The sequence below is a fragment of the Azospirillum brasilense genome (assembly GCF_003349955.1).
GTDB classification, from domain to species: domain Bacteria; phylum Pseudomonadota; class Alphaproteobacteria; order Azospirillales; family Azospirillaceae; genus Azospirillum; species Azospirillum brasilense_B.
Genome location: NZ_QLKQ01000018.1, coordinates 39,270 through 53,456, shown reverse-complemented (window position 1 = coordinate 53,456; position 14,187 = coordinate 39,270). Strand labels below are relative to the sequence as shown.

Genomic DNA, 14,187 nt, shown 5'->3' with positions numbered 1-14,187 from the left:
CTCGCTCCCTGGCTTTGGGGGCATCCCTCAGGAAATGAGCCCCCTAAAGAAATCCACCACGCGAAGCTGAACGAGATCGTTCCACGTGGCGAAAACCATGAGCGTTAATACCAAAGCAAGCCCGATGCGGAAACCGTATTCTTGCGCTTTAGGTCCGAGAGGACGCCCACGGAGTCCTTCAAGGGCGTAAAACATCAGATGGCCGCCGTCAAGCAGCGGAACCGGAAACAAATTGATCATGCCGAGGTTCACCGACAGGAAGGTCATGAACCAGATCAGCGGGTACCAGCCGGATTGCGCGACCTCGCCGGACATCTGGGCGATGCGCAGCGGCCCGCCCAGCTCCTCGGTGCCGCGCGAGCCGTCGATCATCTGGCCGAGCGCCACGAAGGTGCCGGACACCATGCCGACGACCTCCCGGCCCGCCTGCCACAGGGCGGTGAACGGGTCATGGCGCTTGGTCTCCGCCCCGCCGCGCATGATTCCGAGCTGGCCGATTCGGTGGGTGTTGCCGAGTCGGTCGGTGACCTCCCGCACGTCCGGAGTCGCGGTCAGATTGACCGAACGCCCGTCGCGCTGCACCACCATCTCCAGCGGCGCCCCCGGCTGCATGGAGACGATCTGCCGGATCTCCTCGAATCGCTGGATGCCGCTGCCGTTGATCGAGACGATCAGGTCGCCCGGCTGCAGGCCGGCGCGCTCCGCGGCGCTGCCCGGCTGCACGCCGCCGACGTCCGGCGGGGTGAAGGACTGGCCGGCGGTGGCGAAGAGGACGGCCAGGACGACGATGGAGAACAGGAAATTCGCGATGGGACCGGCCGCCACGATGGCCGCCCGCTGGCCGAGCCGCTTGTGGTGGAAGGAAACCGCCTGCTCCTCGGCGCTCATGCTCTGGGTGTGGGCGCCGGGCGTGCTCGCCGGGTCGGCGTCGCCGAACATCTTCACATAGCCGCCGAGCGGGATGGCGCTGAACTTCCAGCGCGTCCCGGAGCGGTCGGTCCAGCCGAACAGCTCAGGCCCGAAGCCGATGGAGAAGACCTCGATGCGCACGCCGTTGCGGCGCGCCACGAGGTAGTGACCGAGTTCGTGCACAAACACGAGCACGGTGAGGACCAGCAGAAAAGACAGAAGCGTGGTCCCGAAGCCGCCCATGACGTCCATCACATCCCTTGCGTTCCGGAGCGGCCCCTTCGCGGTCCGCGCCCGGAAAAAGACTCTAGCGTGCCAGCGCCGCAACCCGGTCCGCCGCGACGCGGCGCGCCTCGGCGTCGGTGTCGCGCACCGCGCCCAGGTCGCGGAGCGGCCGGTGCGGCAGCGTGCCCAACACCCCCTCGACGATCCGTTCGATGTCGAGAAAGCCGATCCGGCGGTCGAGGAACGCCTGCACGGCCACCTCGTTGGCGGCACTGAGAATAGTAGGAGCGCCCCCACCGCTTTGCAAGGCGGCCCGGGCCAGCCGCAGGGCCGGGAATCGCTCGGGGTCCGGCGCCTCGAAGGTCAGTGTGGCGGCCTTGACGAGGTCCAGCCGTTCGGCAGGCGTGGAGATGCGGGCCGGCCAGCCGAGCGCGTAGGCGATCGGCGTGCGCATGTCCGGCGTGCCGAGCTGCGCCAGGACCGAGCCGTCAACATACTCGACCAGCGAATGCACGACCGACTGCGGGTGGACCAGCACGTCGATCTTCTCTTCGGGAACGCCGAAGAGGAAATGCGCCTCGATGATCTCCAGCCCCTTGTTCATCATGGTGGCGCTGTCGATGGAGATCTTGGCGCCCATGTCCCAGGTCGGGTGGGCGACCGCCTGCTCGCGCGTCGCCGCGGCCATGAAGGCGCGGTCCCTGGTCCGGAAGGGGCCGCCGGAGGCCGTCAGGATCAGGCGCTGGACGCTCTCCAGACGGTCGAAGTCGAAGACCTGGTAGATCGCCGAATGCTCGCTGTCCACCGGCAGCAGGTTGGCTCCGTGGCGGCGCACCTCCTCCATCATCAGGGCGCCGGCGCACACCAGCACCTCCTTGTTGGCGAAGGCGACGCAGGCGCCGCGGCGCACGGCGGCCAGCGTGGGCTCCAGACCGGCGGCGCCGACGATGGCGGCCATGACCCAGTCGGCGGGACGCTCGGCGGCCTCGGCCACCGCTTGGGGGCCGGCGGCGGCCTCCACGCCGGTACCGGCGAGCGCCTCCTTGAGGTCGGCGTAGGCGGCGGGGTCGGCGACCACGGCCAGCTTCGGGCGGAGCTGCCGCGCCTGTTCGGCGAGGAGGGCGACGTTGCGGTTGGCGGTCAGCGCCTCCACCGGGAAGCGCTCCGGATCGCGGGCGACGAGGTCCACCGTCTGCGTGCCGACCGACCCGGTCGACCCGAGGATCGTCACGCGGCGTGGCGCGTCCCCCGCCCCTTCAGCCTTCACAACCATGACCCCGTCACCACCATGCGATTGCCGTACCGATGGTCGCGTGGAACAGGGCCAGCACCGGGGCCGCGCTGAGCAACCCGTCGATGCGGTCCAGGATTCCCCCGTGACCAGGAATGAGATGGCCGCTGTCCTTCACGTTGTAACGGCGCTTGACCGCGGATTCGAAGAGGTCGCCCGCTTGCGCCACCACGGCCAGGACGGCGCCCACCGCAAGAGCCAGCAGCGGCCGTTGCGCGCCCGCGGCCAGGGCCACCCCCCACCCCACCAGGGCGGAGGAGGCCATGCCCCCGATCAGGCCGGCCCAGGTCTTCTTGGGGCTGATGCGCGGGGCCAGCTTCGGCCCGCCGATGGTGCGGCCGGCGGCGTAGGCGCCGATGTCGGTCGCCCAGACGCCGAGCATGGTGAAAAGGAACAGCGCGAGGCCGGAGTCCGGATCGTCGCGCAGCCACATCAGACCCGCCAGACCGGCGACGATGTAGAGGACGCCGCCACCGGACAGACCGCGGTCCGGCCCGCCCGAGGCCACCGCGACGCCGGCCGCGGCCAGGATGGCGACGACGACGGCCGCCCACGGCCCGGCGGCGATCTGCGCGGCCAGCGCCAGCAGGACGCCGGCCACCGATAACGCGATGGCGGCACCCTTGCGGCGGCAGGGAACAAGGTTGCCCCACTCCACGGCGGAGGCCACGGCGCCGAGCGCGATCAGGGCGTAAAACACCCAGCCGCCGGCCCAGACGGCCGCCAGCACGAGCGGAGCCAGAACGAGCGCCGAGATGGCGCGCGTCTTCAGGTCGCCGGATTTAGCGGGTGCCGGTGGTTGCGCCGAAGCGACGTTCCCGTCGGTGGAACTCTTCAATCGCCGCCTCCAGGTCACGCTTGGAAAAATCGGGCCAGAGCGTGTCCACGAAGACCAGCTCGGCATACGCCGCCTGCCAGAGCAGGAAGTTGCTGATGCGTTTTTCGCCGCTGGTGCGGACGATCAGGTCGGGGTCCGGAATGTCGGCGGTGAACAGGCGCTCGGACAGCCGGTCCTCGGTGATGTCCGCGGGGTCGAGCGTCCCCGCCCTCACCTCTTCGGCCAAACGCCGCGCCGCCAGCGTGATCTCCTGGCGGGAGCCGTAGCTCAACGCCACCACGAGGGTCAGCTTGCTATTGTCGCGGGTGAGGGTCTCGGCGTTGTCGATCAGACCGACGATGTCCTTGGACAGGCGGGACCGGTCGCCGATGACGCGCAAACGCACGCCGTTTCGGTGGAGGTCGGCAATCTCGCTGCGCAGATAGAAGCGCAGGAGCTGCATGAGGTCGGACACCTCCTCCTCCGGCCGACGCCAGTTCTCGGATGAGAAGCTGAAGATCGTCAGATAGCCGATGCCCAGCTCGCCCGCGGCTTCGACCGTCCGGCGGACGGCGTCCACGCCCTTTTTATGGCCGGCGGTGCGGGGCAGCCCCCTGGACTTGGCCCAGCGCCCGTTGCCGTCCATGATCACGGCCACGTGCGCGGGCGGGCGCAGGGGGCGGCTGTCTTCCGCGTCGCGCATGCCGTCAGACCTGCATGATGTCCTTTTCTTTCGCCGCAAGCGCATCGTCGACCAGCTTGATGTACTGGTCGGTCAGCGCCTGGACCTTCTCGCCGAGCCCCTTGTGCTCATCCTGCGAGATGTCGCCGGCCTTTTCGGCCTTCTTCAGGCCGTCCATGCCGTCGCGACGCACGTTGCGCACGGCGACGCGGGCCTGCTCGGCGTACTTGTGGGCGACCTTGGCCAGTTCCTTGCGGCGCTCCTGCGTCAGGTCGGGCAGCGGCACGCGGATCGACTGGCCTTCCGTCTGCGGGTTCAAGCCGAGGCCCGAATCGCGGATGCCCTTCTCGACCGCCTTGACCATGCCGCGGTCCCACACCTGCACGACGATCAGGCGCGGCTCCGGCACGCTGACGGTGCCGACCTCCTTGAGGTGCATCCTGGCGCCGTAGGCCTCGATGGTCACGGGCTCAAGCAGGCTGGCGGAGGCGCGGCCGGTGCGCAGGCCGCTCAACTCCTTGCGAAACGCCTCAAGCGCTCCTTCCATGCGGCGCTTGAGATCCGACTGGAGGTCCGATGTATCAGGCGCAGCCACGGCTCACTCCGTTTCTTCGTTGATGATCGTAAACTTGCCCCGGCCCTGCATCACCTCGGCGAAGGCGCCGGGGGTGTGGATCGAGAACACGAGTATGGGGATATGGCTCTCGCGCGCCAAGGAGATCGCGGAGGCGTCCATCACCTGCAGATCGTTCGCCAGGACTTCGAGATAGCCCAGGCGCTCGTAACGCTCCGCGTCCTTCACCTTCTTCGGGTCGGCGGTGTAGACGCCGTCCACCTGCGTGCCCTTCAGCAGAGCGTCGCAGCCCATCTCCGACGCGCGCAGCGCGGCGGCGGTGTCGGTGGTGAAGAAGGGGTTGCCGGTGCCGGCGGCGAAAATCACCACGCGGCCCTTCTCCATGTGCCGGATGGCGCGGCGCCGGATGTAGGGCTCGCACACCGACGACATGGGAATGGCCGACTGCACGCGGGTCACCACACCCATCCGCTCCAGAGCGCTCTGCATCGACAGGGCGTTCATCACGGTGGCGAGCATCCCGATGTAGTCGGCCGAGGCGCGCTCCATGCCGCTCGCCGCACCCTTCACGCCACGGAAGATGTTGCCTCCGCCGATGACCAGGCTCACCTGGACGCCCAGCTCGATCACCGCCTTCACCTCGTTGGCGACGCGGTTGACGACGTCCGGGTCGAGGCCGTAGTCGCGCTGACCCATCAACGCCTCGCCCGACACCTTCAGCAGGACTCGTTTGAAGCGGATGCCGTCAGCCGGCTCGGTGGTCCCGGTGGTCTGGGCCATGGGGGGCTTTCTCCCGGTTGGTGTGAAGAGTGCGTGCGGCGGGCTGCCGGTTCCTTACTTCTGGCCGGCGGCGGCGGCGACTTCGGCGGCGAAATCGCTCTCCGCCTTCTCGATGCCCTCGCCCAGCGCGAAGCGGACGAAGCCCGTCACCTTGACCGGAGCGCCGACGTCCTTGGCGGCGTTCTCCACCACCTTGCGGACCTTGGTCTCGCCGTCGATCACGTAGGTCTGCTCCAGCAGCACCACTTCCTCGTAGTACTTGCGGATGCGGCCTTCGAGCATCTTCTCGACGATGTTCTCCGGCTTGCCCGAGGCGCGGGCCTGCTCGGCGAGCACGTTGCGCTCACGCTCCAGGGCGGAGGTGTCGACGTCGGCGATGTCCAGGGCGTCCGGACGGGCGGCGGCGATGTGCATGGCGATCTGCTTGCCCAGATCGTTCAGCTTGGCGGCGTCGCCGGTCGACTCCAGGGCCACCAGAACGCCGATCTTGCCGAGGCCCGGCGCGATGGCCGAGTGGACGTAGGACACGACGACGCCCGCCGGGACCGACAGCTTGGCCGAGCGGCGGATGTTCATGTTCTCGCCGATGGTGGCGATCAGGTTGGTCAGCTCTTCCTGGACCGTGCGGCCGGCGTCCGGATAGGCGGTGCCCTTCAGGCCCTCGACGTCGCCCGAACCCGACAGGGTCAGCTCGGCGGCCTTCAGGGAGAAGGCCTGGAACTTGTCGTTGCGCGCGACGAAGTCGGTCTCGGCGTTCACCTCGACGACGGCGCCGGCGGTGCCGGCGGTGGCGACGGCGACCAGACCCTCGGCGGCGACGCGGCCGGACTTCTTGGCGGCGGCGGCGAGGCCCTTCTTGCGCAGCCAGTCAACGGCGCCCTCGAGGTCGCCCTGGGTCTCGGCCAGCGCCTTCTTGCAGTCCATCATGCCCGCGCCGGTCTTCTCGCGCAGTTCCTTGACGAGCGCGGCGGTAATCTCGGCCATGGTTTCGCCCTCTTCCTTCCGAACAGATCCAAGCGGATCGGGTTGATCCAAACAACTCATAAAAAAGGCAGCCGGGCCATAGGTCATAAGGCCCGGCTGCCCCGTATCACCGGGATCAGGCCTGGGCCTGTTCGGCCTCGGCCCCTTCCTCTTCCGGCAGCTGCTCGGCCGGAGCCTCCTCGGAGGAACCGACGTCGATGCCGGCGGCGCTCATCTCAGCCTGCAGACCGTCGAGCACGGCGCCGTTCACCAGCTCGCAGTACAGGTCGATGGCGCGCAGGGCGTCGTCGTTGCCGGGGATCGGGAAGGCCACGCCGTCCGGATCGGAGTTGCTGTCGATCACCGCGATGACCGGAATGCCGAGCTTGTTGGCTTCCTTGACGGCGATCGACTCCTTGTTGGTGTCGATGATGAAGAGGACGTCCGGCAGGCCGCCCATCTCCTTGATGCCGCCCAGCGCGCGCTCCAGCTTGTCGCGCTCGCGGGTCAGCTCGAGGATTTCGCGCTTGGTCAGGCCCGAGGTGTCGCCGCCCAGACGCTCTTCCATCTCGCGCAGGCGCTTGATCGACTGGGAGATGGTCTTCCAGTTGGTCAGCATGCCGCCGAGCCAGCGGTGGTTGACGTAGTACTGGCCGCATTTCGACGCGGCCTCGGCCACCTTCTCCTGGGCCTGGCGCTTGGTGCCGACGAACAGGACGCGGCCACCGCCGGCGACGACGTCACGGACGGCCTGCAGGGCGCGGTGCAGAGCCGGGACGGTCTGCTCCAGGTCGATGATGTGCACGCCGTTGCGCACGCCGAAGATGTACGGACCCATCTTCGGGTTCCAGCGACGGGTGTGGTGACCGAAGTGGACGCCGGCTTCGAGCAGCTGGCGCATGGTGAAAGACGGAATAGCCATTTGGAAAAGTCCTTTTCCGGTTGCTCCGCCGCGGGCACTGTCCGTTTGACAGGACACCGGATCGGGCCATCGGGGTAAAGCCGAGGGACCGCCAGCCCGCGTGAGGTTTTGACGACGGCGCTTACATAGCCCGCCGCAACCGCTTTGGCAACACCGGTTTGCCAATTCGGTCGGAAGCGCGATCCTGTTTTCTCAGCGGTTAACCGCGGTCTTGAGCGCTGTGCCAGAGCCGCAGGATCGAAACGGTTTCGTCTTCGCCGATGTCGTAGACGATGACATAGGGACGGACGACGACCAGTTCCCGCGTGCCCTCGACCAAGCCCTAAAGCGAACTTCCGTTCGCTTTAGACTCTTATCGCCTCATTCGCCAGCGGGCTCCGGTCGCATGTGCGACCGGGACCGCCGTCGCGGTCCAAAGCGGATTGCAATCCGCTTTAGCAGCCGCGTCGCGGAAACACCTGCAGGCTGTCACCCGCAAGAACCAACTCCTGGGCCAGGCGCCGAGCAGCGACCGGATTTTCCTGCGAGACATAGTGCAGGATGCGGACGAGATCGGCACGCGCCGCCGCTCGCCAGACGACCCTCACAGGTCGCGAGTTTCCGGTGGTTCCGCACCAAACTCACCCTCGGCCACCCGCAACAGCCATTCCCGCATCTGCTCGTGCGGCACGCCGCGCCGGTCTGCGCGCGCCTTTGCCACCGCAGCCTTCAGGGCATCGGATTCGGCGGCTTCATCGTCGATCTGGCGGGCGAGGTTCGGCATGGCTTGAATATGACATCCCGGCGCGGCCCTTTCCAGCCGTGGACCCGATTACAGCTCCACCACCTCGACCACCCCCGGCACCGCCTTCAGCGCGGCGCGGCTCTGGTTGGTGATGTTGAAGGAGCCGGGAAGCTGGATCTCCACCTCCTTCAGCGGGTCGATCTCGACCAGCAGATGGACCTTGCCCTTGCCGCGGGCCAGCCGCTCCAGCATGCCGCGGATGCTCTCCACCGGCCCGCCGTCGCGCACCACCACCTTCAGGCCGTCCGAGACCTGGGCGACGGCGTCCTCCAGCGGCTTCACCTCCTGGCAGGTCAGGCGGATGTCCTCGCCGTTCATCTGAACGTCCACGGTCATCAGCACCGGGCGCCCGGCCTCCAGCAGGTCGCGGTTGGTCGCCAGCACCTCGGAGAAGACCGTCACCTCGTAGCCGCCGCTGGAGTCGGACAGCTCCACGAAGGCGAAGCGGTTGCCCGACTTCGCGGTCTTCTCCTTGCGGCTGACCACGATGCCGGCGACGCTGCGCCGGGTCGAGCCGCCGCCGGTCACCGCCGTGGCGAGGTCCGCCGACCGCACCACCCTCATGCGGCCCAGCGGCCCGGCGAAGGCGTCCAGCGGGTGGGCGGACAGGTAGAAGCCGATGGAGCCGAACTCGTGCTTCAGCTTCTCCAGCGGCTCCCACTCCTTGACCTTGGGCAGGTCCGGCTCCTTCAGCCCGCCGCCGGCGCCGCCGAACAGGTTGCCGATGCCGCTGTCGCGCTCCGCCGCCTCGGCCTGGGCGTAGCGGATCAGAGTCTCCAGCGCGGCATGGACCTGGGCGCGGTTCGGGTTGATGCCGTCGAAGGCGCCGGCGCAGGTCAGGTTTTCGAGCTGGCGCTTGTTGATGGTCTTCAGGTCGAGGCGGCGGGCGAAGTCGAAGAGGCTCTTGTAGGGACCGTTCTTGCGCCGCTCCTCCACCACCGCCTTCATGGCCGGCAGGCCGACGCCCTTCACCGCGGCCAGCGCGTAGCGCACCGCCTTGGTGCCGTCGGGCAGCGTCTCCACCCCGAAGATGCTGTCGGACTTGTTGATGTCCGGAGTCAGCAGCTTGATCTTCAGCCGCACCAGCTCCTGCCGGAAGACGTTCAGCTTGTCGGTGTTGCCGAGGTCGAGCGTCATCGACGCCGCCATGAACTCCACCGGGTGGTTCGCCTTCAGATAGGCGGTGTGGTAGGCGACCAGGGCGTAGGCGGCGGCGTGGCTCTTGTTGAAGCCGTAGCCGGCGAACTTGGCCACCTGATCGAAGATCATGCTGGCCTGATCGGGGTCCACGCCCTTGTCCTTGGCGCCGACGACGAACTTGTCGCGCTCCTTGTCCATCTCCTCCTTGATCTTCTTGCCCATGGCGCGGCGCAGAAGATCGGCGCCGCCCAGCGAATAGCCGGACAACACCTGGGCGATCTGCATGACCTGCTCCTGGTAGATCATGATCCCGAAGGTCTCCTTCAGGATCGGCTCCAGGGCCGGATTCATGTAGTCGGGCAGCTCCTCCCCGTTCTTCACCTTGATGTATTTGGGGATGTTGTCCATCGGGCCGGGCCGGTAGAGCGACACCAGCGCGATGATGTCCTCCAGCCGGTTCGGCTTCAGCCGGCGCAGCACGTCGCGCATGCCCGAGCTTTCCAGCTGGAACACGCCGGTCGATTCGGCGCGGCCGAGGATCTCGTAGCTTCGGGGATCGTCCAGCGTGACGGTGGTCAGGTCCGGCTTCTCCGGGATCAGGTCCACCGCCGTCTTCAGCACGGTCAGCGTCTTCAGGCCGAGGAAGTCGAACTTCACCAGCCCGGCCTGCTCGACGAACTTCATGTTGAACTGGGTGACCGGCATGTCGGAGCGCGGGTCTCGGTACAGCGGCACCAGATCGTGCAGCGGCCGGTCGCCGATCACCACGCCCGCCGCGTGGGTCGAGGCGTGGCGGTACAGACCCTCCAGCTTCAACGCGATGTTGACGAGGCGCGCCACCGTCTCGTCGCCGTCACGGGCTTGGCGCAGCATCTCCTCGCTGTCGAGCGCCTGCTGGAGCGTCACCGGGTTGGCCGGGTTGTTCGGCACCAGCTTGCAGATCTTGTCCACCTGCCCATAGGGCATCTGGAGCACGCGCCCGACGTCGCGCAGCACGGCGCGGGCCTGCAGCTTACCGAAGGTGATGATCTGGGCGACGCGGTCGTAGCCGTACTTGTCCTGGACGTAGCGGATCACTTCTTCGCGGCGATCCTGGCAGAAGTCCACGTCAAAGTCGGGCATCGACACGCGTTCGGGATTCAGGAAGCGCTCGAACAGCAGGCCGAAGCGCAGCGGGTCCAGGTCGGTGATGGTCAGCGCCCAGGCGACGACCGAGCCGGCGCCCGACCCGCGGCCCGGACCCACCGGGATGTCGTGCGACTTGGCCCACTTGATGAAGTCCGACACGATCAGGAAGTAGCCGGGGAACTTCATCGACACGATGACGTCCAGCTCGAACTCCAGCCGCTCGAAATAGGTCTTGCGGGTCTCTTCGCGCTGCTCCGGCGTCATGTCCGGGGTGTAGACGACGCTGTTCAGCCGCATTTCCAGACCCTCGCGGGACTGGGCGCGCAGCTCCTCCCCCTCGTCGCGGCCGCCCTCGCAGGGGAAGGGCGGCAGGATGGGCTTGATCGGCTTCAGCAGGAAGGAGCAGCGCCGGGCGATGGCGACCGTGTTGTCCACCGCTTCCGGCAGGTCCTTGAACAGGTCCCGCATCTCCTCGGCCGACTTGAAGCGGTGATCGGGAGTCAGGCGGCGGCGCTCGGTCTGGCTGATGTAGGCGCCCTCGGCGATGCAGAGCAGCGCGTCGTGCGCCTCGTACATGTCCTCGGTCGCGAAGTAGCAGTCGTTGGTGGCGACCAGCGGCAGGTCGTGGGCGTAGGCAAGATCGATCAGCGCCGGCTCGATGGCGTCCTCGATCACGGCGAAATGGTCGCGGTGCCGCTGAAGCTCGACGTAGAGCCGGCCAGGGAACAACCGCTTCAGCCGCTCCAGCACGTCGAGCGCCAGATCCTTCTGCCCCTCGCCCAGCAGCCGCCCGACCGAGCCGCCGGGACCGCCGGTCAGCGCGATCAGCCCGGCGGAATGGCCCTCCAGCGCGTCCAGCGGGATCTGTGGCCCGGCCATCGGGTCCGATTCCAGGAAGGCCTTGGACACCAGCTTCATCAGGTTCCGGTAGCCCTCGTCGCTCTGGCAGAGCAGGACGAGCTGGTCGGGAACCGACGCCGCCTTGCCCGGCAGGCCGGGCTTGCCGTTGGCCGGGCCGACTCGGGTGATGCCCAGGACCGTGCCGATGATCGGCTGCACGCCCGAATCCGCGGCGGCCAGAGCGAACTCCAGCGCGCCGAACAGGTTGCCGGTGTCGGTCACGGCGACCGCCGGCATCTCCTTCTTCTGGCAGAGCTTGACCAGCTCCTTCACCTTGATGGCGCCCTCGGACAGGGAATAGGCGGAGTGGACGCGCAGGTGGATGAAGTCGGCGTGGGGCATGGCGGAGATGGGCACCGGTTCCAGCGAAGGGGGGGACGTTTCCCCTTAGTCGTCGCGCATCCCGTCCCCCACTGCAAGGGACCAAGCGCGGGCCCGGCCATGCGGCGATGCGCCAACCCTGTCGAAGGTCAGGGAAGATTCCCCGATCATGCGTGTTCGTGCTATCGAAAGAGGCAGAGCCACGATCCGAGAATGACCCGTTCCATGCGCTGCATCCGCTCCAGCGCCGTCCTGGCGGTGCTGGCGGCCACGCTCCTCACGGCTTGCCAGACCACCGGCGCCCCCGCACCGTCCGCGGAGGAGACCCACCGGCCACCGCCGCCCGAAACGACGCCTTCGTCTCCCCTGTCCGACGCGCCGGGGCGCATCGTCGCGCAGAACAAGGGCTGGATCGTGCGGGCGCATCCGGCGACCAAGACCGGCTCGGCCTATTGCTACGCCACGCGGACCGACGACTCCTCCCCCCTCTCCTTCCGGGCGACGGCGAAGGGGGCGGCCATGCTGGTCAACGCCGACCAGCACGCCCAGCCCGGCAAGGACACGGAAAGCCGCCTGACCGCCATCTTCCCCGACGGCGAAACCATGGCGCTGGAGGCCAGCCCCCTGCCCGACGGCGGCGTGGTGGTTCCGGTCGAGCTGCCCAAGTACGAGGACCTGTTCGAACCCTTCATGCGGTCGCGCGCGGTGACGCTGCAGCGGGACGGCGGCGGGACGGAGATCGGCGACGTCAATCTCGGCGGCTCGTCCTGGGCGCTGGCCGCGCTTGACGAGTGCCGCATCCTGCACACGGACAAGTAAGGCACGGAGAGCGGCCACACCCTCTTTGCGTGCCGCTGCGCCGCATTGACCGCCATGCCCTGCGGGTCTAGCCTCGGCCCCATGCGCACCGCCCACATCGGCCTTGCCGTCGCCGTCGCGGCGATCTGGGGCTTCAACTTCGTCGCCATCAAGGTCGGCCTCGCGGACTTTCCGCCGATCCTGTTCTGCGCCCTGCGCTTCGCGCTGGCGGCGCTGCCCCTTCTCGTGCTGGGGGTTCGCGGCGGTCCGCCGGTGCCCTGGCGCTTCATCCTCAGCATCGGCATGGTGCTGGGGGTGGTGAAGTTCTCGCTGCTGTTCGTCGGGATGGACATCGGCATGCCGGCGGGGCTGTCGTCGCTGGTGCTGCAGTCGCAGGCCTTCTTCACCGCCCTGTTCGCCGCCCTGGTGCTGGGGGAGCGGCCCGGGCCGAAGCAGATCCTGGGCATGGCGGTGGCCTTCGCCGGGATCGGCCTGATCGCGCTGGAGATGCCGGCGGGCGAGTCGTTGCTCGGTCTGGGGCTGGTCATGGCCGCCGCGGCCACCTGGGGCGTGGCGAACCTGCTGATGAAGCAAGCCAAGGCGCCGGACCTGTTCCGTATGATGCTGTGGGTCAGCGTGGTGCCGCCGATCCCGCTGCTGCTGCTGTCGCTTGGGATGGAAGGTACGGACCGGGCGTGGCAGGCCCTGACCCATCTGACGCCGCTGGGCGTCGGGGCGGTGGCCTACATCGCCTTCGGGGCGACGCTGTTCGGCTTCGCCGCCTGGGGCTTTTTGTTGCGCCACTATCCGGCGAGCTTGGTGGCGCCCTTCTCGCTTCTGGTGCCGGTCTTCGGCATGAGCTCCAGCGCGCTGGTCCTGGGCGAGAGTTTCACCCCGTTGAAGATGGCCGGCGCGCTTCTCGTCCTTGCCGGGCTGGCGGTGGCCGTGCTGAAGCTGCCTTCCGCACGGCCGGCCACCCATCGGCCCTGATTCGGGCCTGATCGCTCAGGTCAGGTTCTTCTTCAGGAACTCCACGGACCGGCCCCAGGCGAGGTCCGCCGCTTCCTTGTTGTAGCGCTCCGCCGACGTGTCGTTGTGGAAGGCGTGGTTGACGTTGTCGTACATGAAGAGTTCGTAGGACTTGCCGCCCTTCTTCAGGGCCTCCTCATAGGCCGGGACCTTGGCGTTCACGTTGTTGTCCAGCCCGGCGTAGTGGAGCTGGAGCGGCGCCTTGATGGTGGTGACCAGCGCCGGGTCGGGCGCCGGGCCGTAGAAGACGACGCCCGCCTTGAGGTCGGGCGCCTTGATGGCCAGCCGGTTGGTCATGCCGCCGCCCCAGCAGAAGCCGATCGCCCCAACCTTGGCGTTGGAATAGCGGTAGGCCATCAGGTCGCTCATCGCGGCGATCAGGTCGTTGACCGCCTTGTCGGGATCGAGCTGGCCGATCATCTCGCGGGCGCGGTCGGGGTCCTGCGGGGTGCCGCCCAGGGGGGACAGCAGGTCAGGCGCCGTGGCGACCAAGCCGGCCACCGCCAGCCGTCGCGTCGCGTCCTCGATGTAGGGGTTAAGGCCGCGATTCTCATGGATCACCACCACCGCCGGCGACTGCTCGGCCAGCTTCGGGCGGGCCCGGTAGGCGCGGACGTCGCCGGTGGCGCCCTGGAAGGTGACGCGCTCCGTGGCGATTCGGCTGTCGTCCTCCGGAACCTCGGCGGCCAGGGCGTAGTTCGGCTCGATCTGGGAGAGGATCGCCGGAATGGCCGCCGCGCTGCCCGCCAGCACCGCCAGCCGCTCCAGAAAGACGCGGCGCGGCAGCGGCCGGTGGGTGTACTCGTCGTACAGATCGATGATCTTCTGATCCATGGACTCCGGTCCCTCCGTGTTGAGTTGCGCGAAGTCTGCCCCAGGACGCACCGATCACCAATCCGCCGAACGGCGATGCCACTCTTACGC

15 protein-coding genes are annotated in these 14,187 nt (G+C 68.0%); 2 read left to right on the top strand and 13 right to left on the bottom strand.

Going from position 1 to position 14,187, the window contains the following annotated elements; genetic code table 11:
- Positions 1-27: 27 nt before the first annotated feature.
- From rseP to dnaE, 12 genes are all read right to left on the bottom strand, one after another.
- The gene (rseP, locus tag DXK32_RS10615; RefSeq protein WP_114858469.1) at positions 28-1,161 is read right to left on the bottom strand and encodes an RIP metalloprotease RseP; all 1,134 of its coding nucleotides are present in this window, start codon (positions 1,159-1,161) and stop codon (positions 28-30) included.
- A 55-nt stretch (positions 1,162-1,216) separates the two neighbouring features.
- Positions 1,217-2,407: a 1-deoxy-D-xylulose-5-phosphate reductoisomerase gene (locus DXK32_RS10610; protein ID WP_114858468.1), complete on the bottom strand. Its 1,191-nt coding sequence runs from the start codon at positions 2,405-2,407 to the stop codon at positions 1,217-1,219.
- Between the two features lie 7 nt (positions 2,408-2,414).
- Positions 2,415-3,263: a phosphatidate cytidylyltransferase gene (locus DXK32_RS10605; protein WP_114858467.1), complete on the bottom strand. Its 849-nt coding sequence runs from the start codon at positions 3,261-3,263 to the stop codon at positions 2,415-2,417.
- Positions 3,208-3,945 (bottom strand): isoprenyl transferase, encoded by a 738-nt coding sequence (locus DXK32_RS10600; protein WP_114858466.1) that lies wholly within the window; start codon positions 3,943-3,945, stop codon positions 3,208-3,210. Before DXK32_RS10600 ends, DXK32_RS10605 begins: the two co-directional genes overlap by 56 nt.
- 4 nt (positions 3,946-3,949) lie before the next feature.
- Positions 3,950-4,519, bottom strand: coding sequence for a ribosome recycling factor (frr, locus tag DXK32_RS10595; protein ID WP_114858465.1), 570 nt, complete (start codon positions 4,517-4,519; stop codon positions 3,950-3,952).
- Positions 4,520-4,522: 3 nt separating this feature from the next.
- Positions 4,523-5,278, bottom strand: coding sequence for a UMP kinase (pyrH, locus tag DXK32_RS10590; protein ID WP_114858464.1), 756 nt, complete (start codon positions 5,276-5,278; stop codon positions 4,523-4,525).
- Positions 5,279-5,332: 54 nt separating this feature from the next.
- Complete coding sequence (gene tsf, locus DXK32_RS10585) at positions 5,333-6,262, bottom strand: translation elongation factor Ts (RefSeq protein ID WP_038528340.1); 930 nt, start codon at positions 6,260-6,262, stop codon at positions 5,333-5,335.
- Between the two features lie 115 nt (positions 6,263-6,377).
- Positions 6,378-7,163, bottom strand: a complete 786-nt coding sequence (gene rpsB, locus DXK32_RS10580) for a 30S ribosomal protein S2 (protein WP_038528344.1) — start codon at positions 7,161-7,163, stop codon at positions 6,378-6,380.
- Between the two features lie 199 nt (positions 7,164-7,362).
- Positions 7,363-7,482 carry a type II toxin-antitoxin system RelE/ParE family toxin gene (locus DXK32_RS33445; RefSeq protein ID WP_114858463.1) on the bottom strand — a complete coding sequence of 40 codons (120 nt, stop codon included), beginning with the start codon at positions 7,480-7,482 and terminating at the stop codon, positions 7,363-7,365.
- A 115-nt stretch (positions 7,483-7,597) separates the two neighbouring features.
- A complete protein-coding gene (locus tag DXK32_RS33665; protein WP_114858462.1) occupies positions 7,598-7,750 on the bottom strand; it encodes a type II toxin-antitoxin system RelE/ParE family toxin in 153 nt (50 codons plus the stop codon).
- A complete protein-coding gene (locus DXK32_RS10565; protein WP_114858461.1) occupies positions 7,747-7,926 on the bottom strand; it encodes a hypothetical protein in 180 nt (59 codons plus the stop codon). Before DXK32_RS10565 ends, DXK32_RS33665 begins: the two co-directional genes overlap by 4 nt.
- Positions 7,927-7,974: 48 nt before the next feature.
- On the bottom strand, positions 7,975-11,457 hold the full coding sequence (gene dnaE / locus DXK32_RS10560; protein ID WP_114858504.1) for a DNA polymerase III subunit alpha: 3,483 nt from the start codon (positions 11,455-11,457) through the stop codon (positions 7,975-7,977).
- Positions 11,458-11,649: 192 nt separating this feature from the next.
- Between dnaE and DXK32_RS10555 the strand changes: the two genes are divergently transcribed.
- Positions 11,650-12,255 (top strand): hypothetical protein, encoded by a 606-nt coding sequence (locus tag DXK32_RS10555; protein WP_114858460.1) that lies wholly within the window; start codon positions 11,650-11,652, stop codon positions 12,253-12,255.
- An 81-nt stretch (positions 12,256-12,336) separates the two neighbouring features.
- Positions 12,337-13,224, top strand: a complete 888-nt coding sequence (locus DXK32_RS10550; RefSeq protein WP_114858459.1) for an EamA family transporter — start codon at positions 12,337-12,339, stop codon at positions 13,222-13,224.
- Between the two features lie 15 nt (positions 13,225-13,239).
- On the opposite strand, the gene DXK32_RS10545 is transcribed toward DXK32_RS10550, so the two are convergent.
- Positions 13,240-14,097 carry a dienelactone hydrolase family protein gene (locus tag DXK32_RS10545; protein ID WP_114858458.1) on the bottom strand — a complete coding sequence of 286 codons (858 nt, stop codon included), beginning with the start codon at positions 14,095-14,097 and terminating at the stop codon, positions 13,240-13,242.
- Positions 14,098-14,187 lie beyond the last annotated feature (90 nt).

Bases quoted from the DNA above. Each gene is read 5' to 3' on its own strand.
- DXK32_RS10565 (WP_114858461.1), bottom strand. From the start codon at position 7,926: ATGCCGAACCTCGCCCGCCAGATCGACGATGAAGCCGCCGAATCCGAT.
- rpsB (WP_038528344.1), bottom strand. From the start codon at position 7,163: ATGGCTATTCCGTCTTTCACCATGCGCCAGCTGCTCGAAGCCGGCGTC.
- dnaE (WP_114858504.1), bottom strand. From the start codon at position 11,457: ATGCCCCACGCCGACTTCATCCACCTGCGCGTCCACTCCGCCTATTCC.
- pyrH (WP_114858464.1), bottom strand. From the start codon at position 5,278: ATGGCCCAGACCACCGGGACCACCGAGCCGGCTGACGGCATCCGCTTC.
- DXK32_RS10555 (WP_114858460.1), top strand. From the start codon at position 11,650: ATGACCCGTTCCATGCGCTGCATCCGCTCCAGCGCCGTCCTGGCGGTG.
- tsf (WP_038528340.1), bottom strand. From the start codon at position 6,262: ATGGCCGAGATTACCGCCGCGCTCGTCAAGGAACTGCGCGAGAAGACC.
- DXK32_RS10600 (WP_114858466.1), bottom strand. From the start codon at position 3,945: ATGCGCGACGCGGAAGACAGCCGCCCCCTGCGCCCGCCCGCGCACGTG.
- DXK32_RS10610 (WP_114858468.1), bottom strand. From the start codon at position 2,407: ATGGTTGTGAAGGCTGAAGGGGCGGGGGACGCGCCACGCCGCGTGACG.
- rseP (WP_114858469.1), bottom strand. From the start codon at position 1,161: ATGGACGTCATGGGCGGCTTCGGGACCACGCTTCTGTCTTTTCTGCTG.
- DXK32_RS10550 (WP_114858459.1), top strand. From the start codon at position 12,337: ATGCGCACCGCCCACATCGGCCTTGCCGTCGCCGTCGCGGCGATCTGG.
- DXK32_RS10545 (WP_114858458.1), bottom strand. From the start codon at position 14,097: ATGGATCAGAAGATCATCGATCTGTACGACGAGTACACCCACCGGCCG.